General features: G+C 56.5%; 13 protein-coding genes. 8 read left to right on the forward strand and 5 right to left on the reverse strand.

Annotation, left to right across the window (positions count from 1 at the left end; all coding sequences use genetic code 11):
• Positions 1-50: 50 nt before the first annotated feature.
• Positions 51-1,328 carry a peptidoglycan bridge formation glycyltransferase FemA/FemB family protein gene (locus tag EJ997_RS09975; RefSeq protein WP_164719936.1) on the reverse strand — a complete coding sequence of 426 codons (1,278 nt, stop codon included), beginning with the start codon at positions 1,326-1,328 and terminating at the stop codon, positions 51-53.
• A gap of 655 nt (positions 1,329-1,983) precedes the next feature.
• Here EJ997_RS09975 and EJ997_RS09980 point away from each other — a divergent pair.
• The 8 genes from EJ997_RS09980 (at position 1,984) to EJ997_RS10015 (ending at position 11,353) form a co-directional block, all read left to right on the forward strand.
• On the forward strand, positions 1,984-3,207 hold the full coding sequence (locus EJ997_RS09980; RefSeq protein ID WP_126704417.1) for an arginine deiminase: 1,224 nt from the start codon (positions 1,984-1,986) through the stop codon (positions 3,205-3,207).
• A 34-nt stretch (positions 3,208-3,241) separates the two neighbouring features.
• Positions 3,242-4,243, forward strand: coding sequence for an ornithine carbamoyltransferase (argF, locus tag EJ997_RS09985; RefSeq protein ID WP_126704418.1), 1,002 nt, complete (start codon positions 3,242-3,244; stop codon positions 4,241-4,243).
• A gap of 1 nt (position 4,244) precedes the next feature.
• Positions 4,245-5,216 carry a carbamate kinase gene (gene arcC / locus EJ997_RS09990; RefSeq protein WP_126704419.1) on the forward strand — a complete coding sequence of 324 codons (972 nt, stop codon included), beginning with the start codon at positions 4,245-4,247 and terminating at the stop codon, positions 5,214-5,216.
• Positions 5,217-5,317: 101 nt separating this feature from the next.
• The gene (locus tag EJ997_RS09995) at positions 5,318-6,445 is read left to right on the forward strand and encodes a serine/threonine protein kinase (RefSeq protein WP_126704420.1); all 1,128 of its coding nucleotides are present in this window, start codon (positions 5,318-5,320) and stop codon (positions 6,443-6,445) included.
• A 225-nt stretch (positions 6,446-6,670) separates the two neighbouring features.
• Positions 6,671-7,633: a DMT family transporter gene (locus EJ997_RS10000; RefSeq protein WP_228201477.1), complete on the forward strand. Its 963-nt coding sequence runs from the start codon at positions 6,671-6,673 to the stop codon at positions 7,631-7,633.
• Positions 7,634-7,674: 41 nt separating this feature from the next.
• Positions 7,675-8,457 (forward strand): creatininase, encoded by a 783-nt coding sequence (locus EJ997_RS10005; protein ID WP_126704421.1) that lies wholly within the window; start codon positions 7,675-7,677, stop codon positions 8,455-8,457.
• Between the two features lie 18 nt (positions 8,458-8,475).
• Positions 8,476-10,182, forward strand: a complete 1,707-nt coding sequence (locus EJ997_RS10010) for a BCCT family transporter (protein WP_126704422.1) — start codon at positions 8,476-8,478, stop codon at positions 10,180-10,182.
• Positions 10,183-10,429: 247 nt separating this feature from the next.
• Complete coding sequence (locus EJ997_RS10015) at positions 10,430-11,353, forward strand: DMT family transporter (RefSeq protein WP_265936816.1); 924 nt, start codon at positions 10,430-10,432, stop codon at positions 11,351-11,353.
• 282 nt (positions 11,354-11,635) lie between these two features.
• On the opposite strand, the gene EJ997_RS10020 is transcribed toward EJ997_RS10015, so the two are convergent.
• Genes EJ997_RS10020 through arc form a run of 4 tightly spaced genes read right to left on the reverse strand, consistent with a single transcriptional unit; the run spans position 11,636 to position 16,438 of the window.
• Positions 11,636-13,045, reverse strand: a complete 1,410-nt coding sequence (locus tag EJ997_RS10020) for a proteasome accessory factor PafA2 family protein (protein WP_164719937.1) — start codon at positions 13,043-13,045, stop codon at positions 11,636-11,638.
• On the reverse strand, positions 13,042-13,224 hold the full coding sequence (locus EJ997_RS10025; RefSeq protein ID WP_126704424.1) for a ubiquitin-like protein Pup: 183 nt from the start codon (positions 13,222-13,224) through the stop codon (positions 13,042-13,044). The genes EJ997_RS10020 and EJ997_RS10025 overlap by 4 nt, the downstream gene beginning before the upstream one ends.
• The gene (gene dop, locus EJ997_RS10030; RefSeq protein WP_126704425.1) at positions 13,221-14,828 is read right to left on the reverse strand and encodes a depupylase/deamidase Dop; all 1,608 of its coding nucleotides are present in this window, start codon (positions 14,826-14,828) and stop codon (positions 13,221-13,223) included. The genes EJ997_RS10025 and dop overlap by 4 nt, the downstream gene beginning before the upstream one ends.
• On the reverse strand, positions 14,825-16,438 hold the full coding sequence (gene arc, locus EJ997_RS10035) for a proteasome ATPase (protein ID WP_126704426.1): 1,614 nt from the start codon (positions 16,436-16,438) through the stop codon (positions 14,825-14,827). The genes dop and arc overlap by 4 nt, the downstream gene beginning before the upstream one ends.
• Positions 16,439-16,588 lie beyond the last annotated feature (150 nt).

Genomic DNA, 16,588 nt, shown 5'->3' on the forward strand with positions numbered 1-16,588 from the left:
AAAGCCGTCACCATTTGATGTGAGGGGCGCTCAGCCGATGGGTTCCGGCCTTATCCGAGCGTGCGGAGAAGCTGGGCCCTGCGTGGGCGGACCGGGATGTCCCAGGTGCCGACAAATTCCTCAACGTCGCCCTTGAACTGCCTCTTGAAGTGCAGGACGCCGGCGTCCGAAGCGTCGTCGGTAAAGATACCCGTGATTCCGAACGTGTTGTAGCGGTCCATTCCGTTCTCCGTGGCCCACTCAAACATGGCTCGGTGGATGAGGTAAATGCCGTAGTAGGACTGGTATTCGCGGTAGGAACCAGAAAGGAGGTAGACAAGCTCATTCGGGCAGGTAATAAAAAGAGAACCGGCAAGAACGATTTCGTTCCCTGCCTCGGCCTGGTGCTTGCGGGTTTCATCAGCGCGTCGCTCCAGTACTTTCAGCCGGTTGTTGGCCTCGTTGCGCGCGGTACGCTGCTTCTTTGCGAGGTTCTTGCCCTCTGCCTGAAGCATTGCCTCCTGCTCGTCAACGCCCCGGACCTTGGTTCGCAGCTCCTGGGCTTCCGACTCGACGCCAGCTAGGTAGTCGTCGCAGTTAAGTGTCGCAACGGGGGCGAAGACCTTCTCGGGTTTGGCCCGCTTGAGTCCCTTGTAGAACTCCATCGCATTCGCGGAGATCTTCTGCATCTCCGACCTGTCCGACGTGTGGTCGAGGATTTCCTCCAGAACATCAAACTCGTCCGCTTCGAGGAAGCGGATGGTGACGCCCGGGGTGCCGACACGGTTGAATCCGGTGCGAACAACCTGACCAACGGACTTCATGACGTCATCGAACGACATTCCCGCAATGTTCTTCGTGTAGAAGAAGCGTGCCTGGATGTCAGCAGAATCGTAGAATTCCTTCTGCACATTGATGCCGCCAAGCTCAGACATGGTCGCCTTGAAAGTGTCGGCAACCGGATTGTGCTCCACGGGGGTGATGTCGTCGTAGAACTTCTCCGCAACAAGGGGATTGAAGCGGATCGAGAGGACGCTCCTATCCTTCTTTGCAAACGTCCTGAGTTCGGAGAAGAAGAAGCGAACGAGATCCCGGTTCGAGTAGTCCATGATCGGGCCGTAAGCGATATTGATCCGCTTAAATACCTTCATCCACGGCTGGTAGCGGAGCAGAGCGGCGGCCACAATCTTTTCTTCGCCGTCCACGTCGTCCACAACCCCGACTTCGAGAATCTCGGCACCTTCAGAACGCCTCTCCTCTGCATAGCCGGGGAGTTGCGGGAAAAGCACCCGCTCCTGGCTATAGATGAAGCGGGCGTAGGCGGACTGAGAAAGTCGGGTAAAACGCATGGGACCATTATGCCCCGCCCCAGGAAGATCATGACCTTCTCGCGGTGCGGCATGCGCCGTCGGTCGGTGGTGGAGGGTGCCGATCGTTGGACCGGTCGTTGGGGCGCCGGTCCTCTGACCGGTCGTAAGAGTTATCGCCTGGCTCGGGCCTTTGGGTCTCGCAGTGCTAACGAGAAGTTGTATCGGGGGCTTGGGGAGTGGCCTGCGGTTGCGCATGGCTTCGAAGGTGCCCGGTTCGGATTGGATGCTTCCGCGGGCGTGCTACGAGCCAGCTACTGTTCTTAATTCCCTCAGTGCCGGGAAATTGGGGAATTGAGTGGAATGTGAAGGGCGGTTCGGAGCCTGCCAAGATGAAGGCCCTGTGCGTGCTTATGAGGGTGTGGCGAAGTGCTCCTGTGAACATGGTTGGCAATCGTGCAACTACCTCTGCACCTTTTTGCGGTCCTATTTTCCCCTTTGCGTGCGTTCGTGTGAAAGTGCTCAAGTTCGTTGAATTGTCGCGGAAAGTTGCGTCATTCACAGCTCGAATTGCGCGGTCCAAATTTTGTGGGCGACAAAACATTAAGTACGCAAGTACTAAAGTCCTAGCACTCGCGTACTAATCGGGTTCAGACTAATGGCGTGCCAATCAATCTCAATGACGAGAGGATCCCCGATGACATTCCGCGTTGCATCTGAAGTAGGAAAGCTTCGCCAGGTAATTGTCCACCGCCCTGGGCGCGAGATGGACCGCCTTACCCCTACTAATAAAGACGAACTGCTTTTCGATGATGTTCTGTGGACTCAGAAGGCCCAGGAAGAACACGATGATTTTGTTGCCTCGATGCGTAAAGAGGACGTCGAGGTTCTCTACGTCGAAGAGCTGCTAGCCGAAACGCTCGAAAACCCACAGGCCCGCCACTACGTGAGCGATGAGACGTTTGAAGAGCGGTGGTACGGCATCAACGGCACGCAGATCATGCGGGAGTACGCGGATAGCCTGTCGCCCAAGGATCTGGCCGAGCTGGTCATTGCCGGCATCACCAAGACTGAGCTTGTTGCTATTATGGGTCGGTCGGACTCGGCGTATCTTGCTCGGGCAGAGAACGACTTCATGGTTCTCCGTTGCCTCCCCAACCACCTCTTCACCCGCGACACCTCTTGCTGGGTTTTCGATGGTGTCTCCATTAACTCCATGCAGAAGGTTGCTCGCCAGCGCGAAACCATCAACTTCGAAGCGATCTACCGGTGGCACCCCAGGTTCAGGGACGAGGACTTTAAGAAGTGGTCCGGCGGCATGGCAGACAGGGCTGCGACGATCGAAGGTGGCGATGTTGAGGTCATCGGCAACGGTGCCGTTCTCGTGGGGATTTCTGAACGCACCACGGCAGCCGGATTTGAACGCCTTGCTCGTAGCCTCCTCTGGAACGGTGAAGCACAGCGCGTCATCGGTGTCCTCATGAAGAGTGAGCGTGCGCAGATGCACCTCGACACCGTTATGACAATGGTCAACGAGACGACGTTCCTCAAATACGCCCACCTTGGAATGCTTCCTACCGTGACGATCACCAAGGGTGGTCGTCCGGGAGAGATCAACGTCGAGACCGCCCCCGGCGAAGATATGCACAAGGTTCTCGCAAAGGCCCTCGATGTTCCCGAGGTTCGTATCCTCACCACCCCGGAAGACGACTTCGCAGCCGAACGTGGCCAGTGGAACGACTCCTGCAACGTGCTCGCCCTCGAACCGAACGTCGTTGTTGCCTACGACCGCAACGTAACAGCCAACGAGTACCTGGAATCCGAGGGAGTGCGAGTCGTCACCATGCCAGGTGGAGAACTCGGCCGTGGCCGCGGTGGCCCCAGGTGCATGAGTTGCCCAACTATTCGAGACGAAATCTAACCAACACCCTCCCGTATTGAAAGGACCATGGCTCATGACCATCAATTTGAAAGGCCGACCGTTTCTCAAGGAAGTCGACTTCACTCCAGAAGAGTGGCTCTACCTTCTTGAACTAGCAGCTGAGCTCAAGGCGGCGAAGAAGGCCGGTACTGAGAAGCAGTACCTCAAGGGCAAGAACATCGCTCTGATCTTCGAGAAGACCTCCACGAGGACCCGTTGCTCCTTCGAGGTCGGTGCCTACGACCAGGGTGCCAACATCACCTACCTTGATCCGAGTGGGTCGCAGATGGGACACAAGGAATCCGTTGAGGATACCGCCCGCGTCCTCGGCCGGATGTTTGATGGAATCGAATTCCGCGGACATAAGCAGGAGCACGTAGAAACCCTTGCGAAGCTCGCCGGCGTCCCCGTCTGGAACGGCCTCACCGACGACTGGCATCCCACCCAGGTCCTCGCCGACCAGCTGACGATGCATGAGTCATCCGGGAAGCCCTACAACGAGATCACCTTCGCCTTCGTTGGTGACACTCGCAATAACGTCGCCAACTCGCTCCTCGTTGGTGGTGCCCTGATCGGCATGAACGTCAAGATGGTCGGCCCCAAGGAACTTGAGACCATCCCCGAGGTTCGGGAACTCGCAGCCAAGCTCGCCGAGAAGTCCGGTGCACAGATCACCTACGAAACCGATCCGAAGGAAGGCGTCAAGGACTGCGACTTCATCTACACCGACATCTGGGTTTCCATGGGTGAGCCGGACGAAGTATGGGATGCGCGTATTAAGCAGCTCTCGCCCTACCAGGTGAACCGTGAACTGCTCGACGCAACGGGCAAGGACGCGAAGTTCCTGCACTGCCTGCCGGCATTCCACGACCGCAACACCACGGTTGGTGAAGACATCTTCCAGAAGACTGGCCTCGACGGTCTCGAAGTCTCCAACGATGTCTTCGAATCGGAAGACTCCCTGGTCTTCGACGAGGCAGAGAACCGCATGCACACCATCAAGGCCGTCATGGTCGCCACGCTTGGTGAGGAGTGACATGAGAATCGTTGCAGCTTTGGGAGGCAACGCGCTTCTTGAACGTGGTCAGAAGCCCGATGCCAACCCTCAGATCGAGAACGTGAAATCGGCTGTCAACTCGCTTGGGCTGCTGGCTGATGAGCACGATCTTGTCCTGACACACGGCAACGGTCCCCAGGTGGGTGTTCTCGCCCTCCAGTCAGCGAACGATGACTCACTATCCGAGCCGTACCCCTTTGACACGCTCGGTGCGATGACCCAGGGAATGATCGGGTACTGGATGCTGCAGGCACTCCAGAATAGATTGCCCGATCGGCCCATTGCTTCAATTGTTAACCAGACGCTTGTTCTTGCTGGCGACCCCGCCTTCCAGAACCCCACGAAGTTCGTGGGTGCCGTCTACACGGAGGATGAGGCAAAGCAGTTCGAGAAGGAACGCGGATGGGTCATGCGCGAAGACGGCAAGTACTGGCGTCGCGTAGTCCCCTCTCCGCAGCCCCAACGGATTGTTGAGACCCGGATCATCCGCACGCTCGTCGATTCGGGAGCTGTCGTTGTCTGCTCGGGTGGCGGCGGTATCCCCGTTGTTCGCGATGAAGAAGGCAACCGGGTTGGCATTGAAGCAGTTATCGATAAGGACCTGACAGGTTCAGTCCTTGCCGAGGCACTCGACGCAGACATCTTCATGATCCTCACTGACGTGCCGGCGGTACTCGATAACTACGGAACTCCCGAAGAGACGGAGATCCGTTCGGCCACACCGGCAATGATGCGGTCGAAGGGATTCGCTGCAGGATCCATGGGACCGAAGGTTGAAGCTGCATGCCGCTTCGTCGAGCTGACCGGCAATGTCGCTGCGATCGGCCGTCTTGAGGACTGCGTGAAGATCATCAACGGCGAGGCCGGCACCATCATCACCCCCGGCGGCTACTACGGCGGAGTTGTCGACGGACGCCCCAATACATTCAATCCCGACAAGATAACCGAATAACAAACATCTGGTTGGAAGGAACGTCCTTCTAGCCAGGCGGGGAGCAATCTCCGCAGAACTCCAGCACCAACAACGGTGTTGATACCAGGAGGAAAGTAACCATGACGAAAATCGTCAATTCATGGAACGACTTTGACCCGCTGAAGCATGTCATTGTCGGAAAGGCTGACTTCACGGTCATCCCCGATGAAGAGCCGGCAACCTCAGAGAAGGTCCCTGTCGACTCGGAGATGCGCGGTATGTGGGGCCCCCGTCCCACCGAAACCGTGGAGAAGGCAAACGAAGCACTCGACCGCCTCGCAAAGGAACTGGAGAACCGCGGAGTTAAGGTTGACCGCCCAACTCCAATCCAGTGGAACCAGGCCATGATGACCCCCGACTTCCGGGTGCCCTCAGGCCAGACCCAGATGCCGCCCCGCGACATCCTGCTCACCATGGGTAACGAGATCATGGCATCCGCCAACTCGTTCCGCTGCCGCTACTTCGAGTACCTCGCATACTGGCCTCTCATGAACCAGTACTTCGAGGAGGACCCGGAGTTCAAGTGGTCGCAGGCCCCGCGCCCCCGTCTGACCGACAAGTCGTACAAGCACAACTACTACGATGAGCAGATCACCCTGGAGGAGCGCCTCGAGCGCACCGCGAACCTCGACTTCGTTACCACCGAAGCAGAGCCGATGTGGGACGCTGCTGACGTACTGCGTCTCGGCAAGGACCTCTTCATCCAGCACGGCCTCACCACCAACCGTAAGGCCATGGAGTGGTTCAAGCGCTACTACCCGGAGCACCGCATTCACGCAGTGAACTTCCCGGGTGACCCCTACCCGATCCACATCGACGCGACCTTCGTGCCACTTCGCCCGGGCCTCATCATCAACAACCCCGAGCGTCGTCTGCCCGAAGAGCAGCGCAAGATCTTCGAAGCGAACGATTGGCAGATTGTGGATGCGGCACCGCCCGCCCACAAGGAGCCGCCGCCGCTGTGCTACTCCTCCGTGTGGCTCTCGATGAACTGCCTCGTACTCGACCACAAGAACGTGATCGTTGAGGCCTCCGAGGTCCACCAGCTGGAGCAGATGGAGAAGCTCGGAATGAACCCGATCCCGGTTGACTTCCGTGACGCCTACGCCTTCGGCGGTGGCCTCCACTGTGCCACGGCAGACGTCTACCGCGAAGGCGACTGCGAGGACTACTTCTCGACCCAGGTCGAGGATCCGACACTCGTCTAGTCCGCCAGCATGGGCTTGGGGGAGCCGGGACAACAACCGGCTCCCCCAAAGTGCAACCCCACCAATTCTAAACCCAAGTTCAAACTCCATAGTCATTCGCGAGGGCCAGTGACGAGGCTACACTGATGCAATCTGGTCCCTCGAACCACACCGAAACCTGTCGCCGGCTGATAGCGGCGATAACCCACAGGGCAATGACGCCCTCCACTCGAAGGAGCGCCACTCATGGCAACTACCGAGACCAGTACCAAGATCAAGGGCTTCGTGACGATGTTCCTATCGTCAAGTGCCATGGGTGGTATTGGCGCATTTTCGCGCTACATTGAGGCCCCCGGCATCTTTATCGCCCTGTGCCGTAGCCTCGCGGGCCTTATTATGATGACGCTGATTTTCCTCTTTACTCAGCGATTCTTCAAGCTCAAGCAACTAAAGATGTCCCCGACAATTGTCTGGAGCGGTATCTTCCTCGGTCTTCTGTCAGGCCTCTACGTTGTTGCCACCCAGATGACAACGCTCGCGAATGCGGCGTTCCTCATTTACACAGGTCCCATTTACTCAACAATTCTGGCCAGTATCTTCCTGAAGGAACCATTCACGAAGGTGACTGCCGTATCGCTCACGTCGGTCGTTATCGGCTGCCTCCTGATCATCGGAATCATCAACTATTCCTCGGGTGGCGGATTCACGATCGGCCTCGACCTCGACCCTGAATACATGACGGGCAACCTTATTGCCTTGGGATCGGGTCTCGCCTACGGCCTCTACCTCTTTACCAGTCGATACCGACAAGATGTTGATTCAGACGTGCGATCCTTTACGAACTTTGGCTTCGCTGTCGTCACTCTTCTCATCCTGGTCTTTGCAACGCAGCCTGATCTTTCGGAAATGACAACGCGCGGCTGGATTGTCCTCGTCATCGCCGCATTCGTTACGGGTGCCATCGCTTTCTACCTGCTGACTGTGGCATCGAAGATCCTGCTTGCCGGCGAGCTCGCGACAATCTCCTACCAGGAAACCATCATGGCAACCATCCTCGGTATCGCGCTCTTCAGCGAATCACTGACCGCCATGCAGGCACTTGGTGGCGGCCTCATCCTCTTTGGCGGACTGTTCCAAATCTTTGCCTCGACGCGAAAGAAGAAACCAGCAGGGGCAAATGCGCCTGAAGGAATGGCCGGGATTCACTAGCGAGATGCCTTCAACGCTTCAACACAAATATTGGAGAAATCATGGTTAATAAAGAAGTTAACATTACCCGCCTCGATGCCTTTTCCTACCGGGAAGCCATCAAGGACGGAGAGGCCATTGTCCTCATTCCCGTTGGCGCTCTCGAACAGCACGGGCCGCATATGCCGCTCTACACGGATGCCATGCTGTCCACAAAGATGGCAGAGCTAACCGCGGAAAATATTGATGCATTGGTTGGCCCAACAATCTGGACGGGATACAAGTCGCAGCAGCGTTCCGGCGGCGGCAACCACATCATCGGTTCGTTCGGGTTCGATGCTTCTCACGTCATTGAAACCTGCCGCACCCTCGTGCGAGAGTTCCACCGACACGGCGTCAAGAAGATCGGTTTCATCAACGGGCATTACGAGAACTACCAGTTCCTCTACGAGGGTGTTGATCTGGCGATGAGGGACATTGCGCACTCTGGTGAAACGACTCCCACCATTTTGTTGCTGTCCTACTGGGATTTCGTCACTGACGAAACCATTGCAGAACTCTATCCGGATGGATTCCCCGGATGGGACGTGGAGCACGGCGGCGTCATGGAGACGTCCATCATGCTCGAGTACTACCCGGATCTTGTGCACATGGACAAGGTGATGGACCTGCCTGCTGCAGAACTCCCGCCTTTTGATGCTTTCCCGGTCGATCCATCCCGGACACCTGAGTCGGGTTGTCTCTCCTCCGCCGCAGGTTCGACCGCAGAGAAGGGTCGGCTACTGACAAAATCGGTTGTCGATGGGATGTCCCAAGCCCTGCGTGAGCAACTGTCCGTGCAGTGAAGGTGATGGTGACGCATTATGACTAGTGGTACTGGAAAACGGGGTGAGCCGCCAGACCCGGCCAGCCACCTTGATGCGAGACTTGAGGCAAAGGCGAGAGCGCGTAACCGCGACAACTCGATCATCCGCATTGTCAGCCTTATCCTGATCGGTGCAGTCGTCGCGCTTGCGCTTCTCAATGCAACCGGTGCAGCGAATCTCATCCATTCGTTTAGAACTACCGTCACGGGCAGCTTGACCTGGTATCTGGTCCTTCTTGCCACCGTGGCCCTCATATTCTGCCTCTATATGGCATTAGGGAGTCGCGGAAACATCCGGCTCGGCGGCAGGGGCGCCAAACGAGAATATGGAAACTTTGCGTGGTACTCCATGCTGTTTGGATGCGGGCAGGGAATCGGACTAATTTTCTGGTCCGTTGCCGAACCAATCCTCGTAAAGAATGACAACCCGCTAGCCGGCTCGGTCGGTGTGACAGCAAATGATGGTGCTCTCATGTGGACCTATTTCCACTGGTCCCTTCATGCCTGGGCAATTTACTGTCTCGTTGCCATCTGCCTCGCAATCTCATTCCACAATATGAAGCGGGAACTGACGTTCCGCGATGCGGTTATCAATGCCTTCCCGGAGAGAATCCGCCCCGGTATGGGGATTGTGATCGAAGTTATCGTCATCCTGGCAACCGTTTTCGGCCTGTCAACCTCGTTTGCGTTTGCTGCCATGCAACTCTCATCGGGAATCTCCCAGACTTTTGATGTCCAAAATTCGACCGCGATTCGCACGGTTGTCATTATTGTCATTGGCATTATCGCGGCGATCAGTGTTTATGTCGGCATCGAAAAGGGCATGAAGATCATCAGCGAGACCAACTCGATCCTGTCAATTGCGCTCGTTGTTGGCGTGGTAATCTTCGGGCCCACCCTGTATATCCTGTCGGTTGTCCCGCAATCAGTCGGCCAGTTCCTCTTCAATGCGCCGTGGATGGGCATGTGGACGGATGCCGAGCTCAACCACGAACCGTTGCTCAACTGGACTGAAAGCTGGAACGGAAACTGGACTGTCTTTATCTGGTGCTGGTCGTGGGCGTTCTCGCCGTTTGTCGGGTCGTTTATCGCCCGCATCTCGAAAGGTCGAACTCTGCGGGAATTCGTTACCGGCGTGCTTGGCATTCCCACCCTGATCTGCGTGATATGGATCGGTGTGCTCGGTGGATCTGCACTTCACTATGACGAACAGTCAGGTGGCTCCGTTACCAGTGCAACACTGGAGGATACCTCGCTCGGGCTATTTGCGATGCTGCACGAGATCCCACTCGGGCCAATCTCGTTCATACTCCTTCTCATAGCAACGATTCTTGTTGGTACCTACTACATCACGTCGCTAGATTCTGGTGTTCATGCCCTCTCGAGCTTCGCATCATCAGACGGTAAATCGTCGAAGGCGTACCGCACGGCACTCGTTCTTGGCATTGCTGGTATCGCGCTCCTGCTACTCAGCATTGGTGGCGAAGATGTTGTGGGCACCGTGCAAACGGGAACAATCATCGGGGCCGTGCCGTACACGCTTGTCATCATTCTCATGATTGGGATGACTGTAAAGCGCGCGAACCGTCTCAAGCGTGACCCGGAGCAACTTGCGGCACCGAACATCCATCCCTCCATCGACCCCGTCGATCTTGGGCTCGACCCGTCCGTACGGGACGAGCCTGGGGAAGCGGAGCAGAAGTAGCCAAAGACAGACGTGGGGCAAAACAATCCCGCCTAGGACGGAAACCGTACCGTCCTAGGCGGGATCTCATACCGAATTTACTCATCAGCAACGATGCTGAAGTTAACGTAAGGATTCAATAATGGCGACGCAAACTGATTCTACAGCTGTAACGAGTGCCCCAAACAAGAAACTTGGCTTCGCAGCGATCATCATCTCGGCAACGGGAATGGGGCTGGTCGGTACCTTTAGCTGACTCGCAACGCCGGTGAACCCTGAAACCGGGGTCAGCGATATCACGGGTGATTTTCTTGCGATCGGACGCATGACAGTCGGGGCCCTCGGCATGCTCCTGATTGTTGCGCTCGTCAAGAAACTTCCTGAGCCCCGTAGGACGCGGATTTCCTTTGCAGTATTAGCTGGTGGTTTCTGCATTGGGGCTAGCCTTGCCTTCTCTGTTTCAGCGACACTCATGACGACGATCGCCAACGCCGTATTCCTGATTTACACCGGTCCACTGTTTTCGGCGATCCTTGCCGCGATCTTCCTGAAGGAACGAATAGGCAAATCCCATGCGGTGTTCCTTGGTCTTGTTTTCATCGGCATGCTGATGATGGTGGGGCTTGTAGCCTTCAGTCCTGAAACGGGTCTTACATTTGGACTTGGCCTCTCAGTAAATCCTGAGCTTCCAAACAAGACCATGGGCGATATTTTTGGTCTTGCTTCGGGTGTCTTCTACGGTCTCGCGCTGTTCTTCTACCGTTACCGCCCCGACATTTCTTTCGAAGTTCGCTCATTCTGGAACTTTGTGTTCGGCATTGTTGGCGCGTTAGTCATTATGATCTACTGGCTCATTGCGATCGACCCGACCAACCCTATTGAAGTCATGGAAGGTAACCATTGGGCGTGGGCTGTTGTTCTCTTCCTGGTATCCGGCCTCATGGCGATCGGGCTGCTACCGGTGGCAGGCAAACATCTTCTTGCGGTGGAATTGTCCACCGTCGCCTACTGGGAGTGTGTCGTCGCCTTGATTCTGGGTGCCCTTGTCTGGAGCGAAGCGATGACTGTCGTCGGTAGTGTCGGTGGTCTGCTCATTATCATCGGAGGTATCGGGCCAATCCTTCTTCAGGTCGCGCGAGACCGAAGAAAGCGGTCAGATGAAGTTGATCCAGCACTTCACGTAGAGCGTTGAACCGTACAACGTAGGCGATCAAAACCGCACACTCGTGCATTGGGGACGCTTGCCGTAGCCGCATCCAAAGACGATGCGGCTACCGTTCAAAAGCGCTGTGGGTCAAGCGTTGGAATGATCCTCATTGAAGGGGTGGCAGAGATAGCTGGCAATACCGATTTCTGTGGGAGGTTCCTATCGGTTGGAACTTCCGACAGAAGTGTCTGTCATCGAACTCCCGCGCGGTGATAACGCGACTGATTCAACTGCACATGGCTGCGGGTAGATCGATCGGGTTAGGCCTTAATGCAGTGGTCCGAGTCCAGCCTTCAGTCGGGCAAGGGCGCTCAGTGTTTGCGGCGGAAGAGTCTTCATCTTCTCGACGAGGGCAGCAACGCGTTTGTCCTGGCTACTACTCGCGTCCATCAGGTCAATCTGGGGTTGTGGAGGTGAATCTAGCCGGACGTGGGTCCACGACACCGAGTACTGGAGTTCCAGCCTGTCGGCTTCCGAAATGAAGTACCCGCGGACTCGAGCACGAGTATCGCCCGGCGGATTGGTTTTGGCGCTTGCGATCTCTTCCGGATCAAAGAGTGTCTTCAGGTTCCCTGCTCGCCGTAGCCGATCCGCGAGGCCGTGTTTTTCATCGATGTCATGGAAGGCCAGGTTAAGTCGAGAAATAAGAGGGGAGGCTAAATCAAGTTGATGCTTCGCCGCGGCTTGCGTGAGAAGACCGCGTTTGCAGATCCAGTCCACCGAGTCTGAAATTGACCGGCTATCGCCAGCCTTGAGGCAATTGATCATGTGGCGGATATCCGAGAGTTCGCTACTGCCCTGTTCTTCGCACCGCTGCAGGACATGCTCTTGTAACTTGAGGGCTGTCGTCGTGCCCCCGTCGGCGAGATCGAGGGCCGTGTCGGGGCCCAGTCGTGATGTGTCTCGGAGGGCAGCGATTGGGTCTGCCAGTGCGAGGTCTGCGAGTGTGCCCCCGCCTTCGAGATAGTCGAGAACGGTGGATGTGTAGCGTAGCTTCATCTCGGTTGCGGTCTCGGCCATGTTTGAGTCACCGAATGTCACCTGCAGCCTGGCATACTTTTCCGCATCAGCATGTGCTTCCTCTCGGGTGACGATAAGGGGGCGTTGCTTGGTGGGATCTGCCGAGGTCACCTGGTGAATGTGAAACGCGCGCGGGGAGAGGACATAATTCCCCTTGACGTCAATGCCGCCCGCACCCGTCAAGATGATTCGGGTGACAAGAAAGGAAATGAAGCCCGGGTCGAGAGACTCAATGGTTTCTCGCAAGACCTGATAGTTCTCGTGACACCCGAACGTCGCATCACCCGAATCGGTGTTGGTCTTGAGTAAATGAAGTCGAATGTTCTTTATTGCAAGCCGTTCGTTCGCGGCGTTCAATAGGTCGAGTAGAAGGTGCTCACCTGCACGATCATTAACCGCTACATCGCGAGCATTGGAGCATTCGGCCGTCGCATACTCCGGGTGAGATCCGAGGTCCACGTATAGCCTTCCCCCGTTGGACAAATAGCGGTTGCGTGCGCGATTCTGGGTGCTTGTGCCGCGGAAAAGCTCGTCGATGCATTCCGCGGGTGACAGCGGGGAAGTGTCCTTTCCCTGCTCCGGGATGATCCGATGCGAGACAATTGCATACTCGGTCTCGAGCCCCAGGATGCGGGGAAGGTGGCCCGAACGGGTCACTGACCGCCCTCCTGAATGAAGCCTCGGACGAATGTCACGGCATTCTCCTCGAGGATGTCATCAATGTCGTTGAGGACGGCACTGAAATCCTGGGCGGCAGCCGATGATGGTACGGGTGGTGGCTCGCTACCTTCCGGCTCCCGATCCTGACGGTGTTTAAAACTCTGGTTCTCAGTCATCGTGCTCCAACTTTCGCGTAGACATCTGGGTCGGCAAGAGTGTTTTGCCCGGTGCCGCCAACCAGGTCGAGAACCTCTTCGACAGACTGACAGGCGTTGAGCTTATCCTCCAATTGCATCGCGGACCCGGCGTCGGGGCTGGTCATGGGGATGCGGATGAGCTTACCGCCATCGAGTTCAACAACGATTGAATGCCACGATGCTGAATATATCTGCCCAGGAAACCGGCGAATGAGTTCGCCACGGAACCACGCTCGTGTCCCGGCCGGGGGAGTGAACTCAGCGTGCTCAATCCATGAATCTGCTTCCATCGTTTCAAGGATCCCTCGCTCGGTGAGCTTATCCGGTAGAGATTTCTCCTTGCGTACGTCACTCCATTGAAGATCCATAGCCATAAGCTCGGGAGCGTCCCAGTCGAGACCATCGCGGGAGCGCCGTGCCTCGAGCAGGGCAAGTTTTGTTGCCCACTCGATATCGCCAACCGTTTGCCGCCAATCGTCAGCGAGTAAACCGATCATGTCCCGCCACCTGTAAAGGATGTCGGACGTCTCCACATCGGGGCTCCGGCCGTTGTGGTACTCGATGAGACACGCATCCACCGTGCGCTGGTACGTGCTTTGAATATCCAGGGCTGTCATCCGGTTACCGTCCGCAAGTTCAAGCTCCTGCGACAGCGAGAGGTCGCGAGATACGACCTTCACGGCCGCAACGGGGTCCTTCAGCTCAAGAGCTTTCCACTCATCTGGCAAACCGTTCGTTTCGAGTACCCACAGAAGAAGTGATGTCATGCCAAGTTTGAGAAGCGTGTTTGACGGTACGCAGTTTGCGTCTCCGCTGATCACGTGGAGCCGGCGATGAAGGTGCGGCTCGGCGTGCGGCTCATCCCTCGTATTGACGATCGGCCGATCGTACGTCGTGTTTGGTCCGATGATTGACTCGATGTAGTCCGCACGCTGTGACATCTGGTATCCGGCTTCCTCGGACGCCTGTCCGAGTCCTACCCGGCCCGCCCCTACAAGTATTGGGCGGGTGACGAGGAACGGGATGAGGGCGGCTACGATGTCGTCGAAAGGTACTGCTCGGTCAACGAGATAGTTTTCGTGACAGCCATACGATGAGCCTTTACCGTCAACATTGTTCTTGTAGATTGCGGGGCTGGTGCCGGTCTCTTCCTGCAACTGGGCCATTGCCCGTTGCATGACGAGCTCGCCCGCCCTGTCGTACATAACTGTTTGACGGGGCCCTAAGCACTCTGGCGAAGCATATTCGGGGTGGGAATGATCAACATAGAAACGGGCACCATTGTGCAAAACTTTCGTGGTGCCTCGCTGCCACGATCGTTCTTGTGCGGTGAGAGATGCTACCTGATGGATGTTGTTTCGACTGGCGATATGCTCCCGACTGATGGTCGGGTGGCGAGTGTCCAACATTGGCATTTCGCCCGCTAGATCCCATGCCACATCGTCGGTGTGACCGAGCTTGCTGGTAGCCCGCGTGTATGCGGAGATGATCTCCCTCGACATTGCTTCGGAGGTTGCTTCAGGATTATCGGGGTGCGAGATTCCATATTCGGTCTCTATCCCCATGATTCTTCGAACGGTCATGTGTTCCTCAAAAGGTGGACCCGCGAAATGCGTTGGCCGCGGCGACCAATGATTCTTTCCCAGTTCTCAAGGGTCCCGGTTGAATGAAGGCTTGCATTCTCACTGACTTCGGCGGTCACGGCTTGCAGAATGTGTTCGCAGGAGATCCCGCCAGGCAGTCCATTGAGCTGGTCCTTAATTGACAGTCTCTTTGCGCGATCCACAATGTTTGTCAGCATCGCTCCAGAAGAGAAATCTTGAGCATAAAGAATCTCGGTGTCGCCTGAATCGAACGTGACTTCGACCAGTGCGGAATCGTTGCTGCGCACGTAAAGACTGTCGACGATCGTTTGGATAAGGGAGGTAACAGCTCCTTCGCGAGAGCCGGCACGGGCAATCTCGGAGTCGGCGAGCGGCAGTTCCGGTACCAAATATTTGGCGAGAATATCGGCAGCTGCCTTCTTGTCTGGGCGTGAGATTTTGATCTTAACATCGAGGCGACCCGGCCGGATGATAGCGGGATCGATCATGTCCTCACGGTTCGTAGCGCCGATAATGATGACGTTTTCCAGCTCTTCAACGCCATCAAGTTCGGCAAGGAGCTGAGGCACGATCGTTGTTTCAACATCGGAGGACCGACCGGTCCCGCGCGTGCGGAACAGGGAATCCATCTCGTCGAAGAACACAATGACCGGCATGCCGCCCTTTGCGCGTTGCCGGGCACGGGAAAAGATTCTTCTGATTTGTTGCTCGGTTTCGCCAACATACTTGGTGAGTAGCTCCGGTCCCTTGACCGAAATAAAGTACGACCGCGCCTCTGATTCGCCGGATCTTGCTGCCGCTGTGCGCGCCAGGGAAGTTGCGACAGCTTTTGCGATCAGGGTTTTGCCGCACCCGGGTGGGCCGTAGAGCAGGATGCCCTTGGGTGCTCGGAGCTGATGGGCACGATAGTGACTGGGGTAAAGGAACGGAACCTCGATTGCCTCTCTAATATCTGAGATTGCGCCACTCAGTCCACCAACATCGGCGTAGTCGACGTCCGGGATCTCTTCGAGCATCAGTTCTTCGGTGTCTTCCCGCTGAAGTCGTTCGTAGGCAAAGCCGCCCCGCACGTCGGCACGAACAGTGTCGCCGGGCCGAACCTTCGGCTTCCCTCCGGCGGTAATGAGACTCTCGGCGAGCCGGAGCACCTTCTCTTCCTCGTCTCGTACCCGCACGGTGATGCGATTATCGCTCAAGAAATCCGTGACCATGACAAGATCGCCAACTTCGTCGAAGCTCTCGCTCGAAATCACGCACATATGCTCGTTGAGAATAACCTCGCGACCGGGATAAAGGCAGGCGCGGGGTACGGTATCCGCCACGGCGCAACGAAGTTTCCGACCGCTAACAATGACATCAACGGTGCGCTCTGGCTTATTGGTGGCTGCGATGACGCCAAACGTGTTGGGTGCGGTAGTTAGCTGGCGGACCTGGTCGTGAAGAGCTGCTAGCTCTTGACGAGAGGCGCGCAACGCCGATGCCAGCCGGGCATTGTTTCGGACAAGCGTGTCGTAGTCGGCAGACACGTCTTCGACCTGCGCTGCCGAGTCCTTATCGTTCACACTTGTGGTAGCTAAAGAATTATCCATGCGATCGTCCCTGACCTCATCTCAAAATTTCTAGCACAAGCGTACCATTCTGTGCGATTATTGGTTTGGGACCTTCGGGTAAAAGCAGATTATGCCACGAGTTCGCGGACTGGCAGATCTGCATGGTTCCCCGGTTTGACCATGGCTTTG

Source organism: Flaviflexus ciconiae (assembly GCF_003971195.1).
Classification (GTDB): domain Bacteria; phylum Actinomycetota; class Actinomycetes; order Actinomycetales; family Actinomycetaceae; genus Flaviflexus; species Flaviflexus ciconiae.

Bases quoted from the DNA above. Each gene is read 5' to 3' on its own strand.
- EJ997_RS09975 (WP_164719936.1), bottom strand. From the start codon at position 1,328: ATGCGTTTTACCCGACTTTCTCAGTCCGCCTACGCCCGCTTCATCTAT.
- EJ997_RS09980 (WP_126704417.1), top strand. From the start codon at position 1,984: ATGACATTCCGCGTTGCATCTGAAGTAGGAAAGCTTCGCCAGGTAATT.
- argF (WP_126704418.1), top strand. From the start codon at position 3,242: ATGACCATCAATTTGAAAGGCCGACCGTTTCTCAAGGAAGTCGACTTC.
- arcC (WP_126704419.1), top strand. From the start codon at position 4,245: ATGAGAATCGTTGCAGCTTTGGGAGGCAACGCGCTTCTTGAACGTGGT.
- EJ997_RS09995 (WP_126704420.1), top strand. From the start codon at position 5,318: ATGACGAAAATCGTCAATTCATGGAACGACTTTGACCCGCTGAAGCAT.
- EJ997_RS10000 (WP_228201477.1), top strand. From the start codon at position 6,671: ATGGCAACTACCGAGACCAGTACCAAGATCAAGGGCTTCGTGACGATG.
- EJ997_RS10005 (WP_126704421.1), top strand. From the start codon at position 7,675: ATGGTTAATAAAGAAGTTAACATTACCCGCCTCGATGCCTTTTCCTAC.
- EJ997_RS10010 (WP_126704422.1), top strand. From the start codon at position 8,476: ATGACTAGTGGTACTGGAAAACGGGGTGAGCCGCCAGACCCGGCCAGC.
- EJ997_RS10025 (WP_126704424.1), bottom strand. From the start codon at position 13,224: ATGACTGAGAACCAGAGTTTTAAACACCGTCAGGATCGGGAGCCGGAA.
- dop (WP_126704425.1), bottom strand. From the start codon at position 14,828: ATGACCGTTCGAAGAATCATGGGGATAGAGACCGAATATGGAATCTCG.
- arc (WP_126704426.1), bottom strand. From the start codon at position 16,438: ATGGATAATTCTTTAGCTACCACAAGTGTGAACGATAAGGACTCGGCA.